2 protein-coding genes and 1 pseudogene are annotated in these 3,346 nt (G+C 63.0%); all 3 read left to right on the forward strand.

Features of this window, described 5'->3' with window-relative positions:
• Positions 1-423 precede the first annotated feature (423 nt).
• Positions 424-1,125, forward strand: a complete 702-nt coding sequence (locus EOA32_RS35230; RefSeq protein ID WP_006201274.1) for a response regulator transcription factor — start codon at positions 424-426, stop codon at positions 1,123-1,125.
• Between the two features lie 209 nt (positions 1,126-1,334).
• Positions 1,335-3,026, forward strand: coding sequence for a sensor histidine kinase (locus EOA32_RS35235; RefSeq protein ID WP_245418741.1), 1,692 nt, complete (start codon positions 1,335-1,337; stop codon positions 3,024-3,026).
• A gap of 25 nt (positions 3,027-3,051) precedes the next feature.
• A pseudogene (locus EOA32_RS35240) lies at positions 3,052-3,346 on the forward strand (HPr kinase/phosphorylase); the annotation flags it as partial.

Genomic DNA, 3,346 nt, shown 5'->3' on the forward strand with positions numbered 1-3,346 from the left:
AAATTATACCGCACCGTGCCCGTGGTCCTCAGGCCGATCGCGTCAATGGCGCGGTCGGGGTTGCGTTTGCCGGCTTCCGACATCAATTTCCTCTCCGGATTTTGGCCGCGTCTGACCGGTCATTGCCGGAACGCGCAAGGGACTAGCTAGGGTCAGAACCAGAAAAGGCGAATGATATCAAATCATTAATCGATTTAAAAATTTTGAAAGTTGTTTAAATCGTTTATATGTGCAAAAAATCACAGAGGTTGCCCAAAGGATTGGCAGGCTTCGTTCGTCCAATCCGGTTACGGGTGCGATCGTGTGTAGCGGCAGGCCGCCCGTGACTTCGGACAAGGCCCGTGCCACATTTTGTACCCAATTTGTCCTGCAAAAGCCCTTTCTCGACGACAGAAGGGACAGCTCATGAGGGAGCCGCTTGAAATGGCAACAATCGCGCTTGTCGATGACGACCGAAATATTTTGACTTCGGTGTCGATCGCGCTCGAATCCGAGGGCTACCGCGTCGAAACCTACACCGACGGCGCGTCGGCGCTCGAAGGCCTGGCGGCGCGGCCGCCCAACCTCGCCATCCTCGACATCAAGATGCCGCGCATGGACGGCATGGAGCTGTTGCGCCGGATGCGGCAAAAATCCGACTTGCCGGTGATCTTCCTGACCTCGAAGGACGACGAGATCGACGAACTGTTCGGCCTCAAGATGGGGGCCGACGATTTCATCCGCAAACCGTTCTCGCAGCGCTTGCTTGTCGAGCGGGTGCGCGCGGTGCTGCGCCGCACCAGCGCCCGCGAGGCGGCGGCCAAGGCGCCCAGCCAGCAGGCGCGCTCGCTCGAGCGCGGCCAACTGGTGATGGACCAGGAGCGGCACACCTGCACCTGGAAGGGCGAGCCGGTGACGCTGACGGTAACCGAGTTCCTGATCCTGCATTCGCTGGCGCAGCGCCCCGGCGTGGTAAAAAGCCGTGATGCGCTGATGGACTCGGCCTATGATGAGCAGGTCTATGTCGACGACCGCACCATCGACAGCCACATCAAGCGGCTGCGCAAGAAGTTCAAGGCCGTCGATGACGACTTCGAGATGATCGAAACCCTTTACGGAGTCGGGTACCGGTTTCGGGAAGCTTGATATATTGAATAGGCAATGGTGAATGGTGGATGGTGCGAGCGGCCCACTGGGCTCTATCGAAGCGCCCCATTTTTCCATTCGTCATGCACCATTCACCGGACAGGGACTGCTAGTTGATGGCAGTGGAAGCAGAGCGAGGCAGGCGGGCGGGCGCGGCGAAGCGCCCGTCGCGTATCGTGCCTGCATTCCTGTCGAAGATCACGGTGCCGATGCGCCGCTTCCTCGGCCACCACATCTTCTCCAGCCTGACGCGGCGCATCCTGTTTCTCAACCTGGCCGGCCTCGCCGTGCTGGTCACCGGCATCCTCTATCTCAACACCTTCCGCGACGGGCTGATCGACGCCCGCGTCGAAAGCCTGATGACGCAAGGCGAGATCATCGCTGGCGCCATCGCGGCCTCGGCGACGGTCGAGACCGACTCGATCAGCATCGATCCGGAAAAGCTGCTCGAGCTGCAGGCCGGCGAAAGCCTGGGGCCAGGCTCGGACCAGCTCGACAATCTCGACTTCCCGATCAATCCCGAGCGCGTGGCGCCGGTGCTGCGGCGGCTGATCTCGCCGACCCGCACGCGCGCCCGCATCTACGACCGCGACGCGAACCTGCTGCTCGATTCGCGGCATCTCTATTCGCGCGGCCAGATCCTGCGCTACGACCTGCCGCCTGTCGACGACGAGCAGCCCGACCTATTGGAGCGCGTCGAGAAATTCGTCTTCGACTTCTTCCGCAACAAGGACCTGCCCGTCTATCACGAACAGCCCGGCGGCAATGGCGCGGCCTTCCCCGAAGTGGTCAAGGCGCTGACCGGCAGTCCTTCGACCATCGTTCGGGTAAGCGAGCAGGGCGAGCAGATCGTCTCGGTGGCGGTGCCGATCCAGCGATTCCGCGCCGTGCTCGGGGTCTTGATGCTGTCCACCGAAGGCGGCGATATCGACAAGATCGTCGCGGCCGAACGCAAGGCGATCCTGCGCGTGTTCGGCATCGCGGCGCTTGTCACGGCCATCCTCTCGCTGCTGCTGGCCTCCACCATCGCCAATCCGCTGCGGCGGCTGTCGGCTGCCGCCGTACGGGTGCGGCGCGGCGTCAAGAACCGCGAGGAGATCCCGGACTTCTCCGACCGTCAGGACGAGATCGGCAATCTGTCGATCGCGGTGCGCGACATGACAAACGCGCTCTATGCGCGCATCGAGGCGATCGAAAGCTTCGCGGCCGATGTCTCGCACGAGCTCAAGAATCCGCTGACCTCGCTGCGCAGCGCGGTCGAAACGCTGCCGCTGGCCAAGAACGACACCTCACGCGCGCGCCTGATGGAAATCATCCAGCACGACGTGAAGCGGCTCGACCGACTGATCACCGATATTTCCGATGCGTCGCGGCTCGACGCCGAATTGGCGCGCGAGGATGCCTCGACGGTCGATCTGAAGAAGTTCATCACCGATCTTGTCGCGGTCTCGCGCGAGACGACGCGCAACAAGAAGTCGGTCGAGATCGAGCTCAAGGTCGCCAAGCTGCCGCAGGGCGTCAAAGGCTACGTCGTGGTCGGCCATGATCTGAGGATCGGCCAGGTCATCACCAACCTGATCGAGAACGCGCGTTCCTTCGTTCCCGAGGAACACGGCCATATCACCATCTCGCTGGCGCGCGCCGGCAAGTTCAACATCGTCACCGTCGACGACAACGGTCCGGGCATCAGAGCCGAAAAGATCGATCGCATCTTCGAGCGCTTCTATACCGACCGGCCCGCCGGCGAGGCCTTCGGCCAGAACTCCGGCCTCGGCCTGTCGATCAGCCGGCAGATCGTCGAAGCGCATGGCGGCACGCTGACGGCGGAAAACATCCCCGGCACCAAGCCGGGCGAGATCAAGGGCGCGCGCTTCGTGGTGACCCTGCCGGCCGAAGGCTGATCTCCGTTCCCAGACAGAAACGATCATGTCCGATCCTGCCGTGAAGCCCGAAAACATCCACGCAACGGCGATCCTGATCGGCGATCGCGGCGTCCTCATCACCGGGCCGTCCGGCGCCGGCAAGACGACGCTGGCGCTGACGCTCATCGACCATTGCCGGGTGCGCGGGCTGTTTTCGCGACTGATCGGCGATGACAGGCTGCTTGCCGCCCCGCGTCACGGGCGGCTGGTCTGCCGGGCGCCGGCCACCATCGCCGGTCTCGCCGAGGTGCCTGGCTTCATTCCGAGCCCGCTGCCGTTCGAGCCGGGCGGCGTGATCG

Source organism: Mesorhizobium sp. M1A.F.Ca.ET.072.01.1.1 (genome assembly GCF_004023325.1).
GTDB lineage: Bacteria > Pseudomonadota > Alphaproteobacteria > Rhizobiales > Rhizobiaceae > Mesorhizobium.

Excerpts from the sequence above, each read along its gene's own strand:
- EOA32_RS35230 (WP_006201274.1), top strand. The coding sequence starts at position 424 with ATGGCAACAATCGCGCTTGTCGATGACGACCGAAATATTTTGACTTCG.
- EOA32_RS35235 (WP_245418741.1), top strand. The coding sequence starts at position 1,335 with ATGCGCCGCTTCCTCGGCCACCACATCTTCTCCAGCCTGACGCGGCGC.